This is a genomic window from Neisseria sp. P0009.S007, from assembly GCF_051962515.1.
Map to the genome: position 1 here is coordinate 1 of NZ_JBQCVF010001342.1, position 230 is coordinate 230.

Genomic DNA, 230 nt, shown 5'->3' on the forward strand with positions numbered 1-230 from the left:
ATATAGGCATCGACGCCGCGTTGGGCGGCGACTTCGCGCAGGCGGTTGCTGTTGGAAGAGTTGGGCGAGCCGACGACGATGACGATGTCGCATTCTTCCGCCAATTCTTTGACGGCGGTTTGGCGGTTGGTCGTGGCGTAGCAGATGTCTTCTTTGTGGGGATTGCGGATGTTGGGGAAACGGGCGTTCAGCGCGGCGATGATGTCTTTGGTTTCATCGACGGACAGGGT

Annotated in this window: 1 pseudogene; it reads right to left on the reverse strand. The window is 58.7% G+C overall.

Going from position 1 to position 230, the window contains the following annotated elements:
- Positions 1-230, reverse strand: a pseudogene (gene ispH / locus ACTHS3_RS18870) (4-hydroxy-3-methylbut-2-enyl diphosphate reductase); the annotation flags it as partial.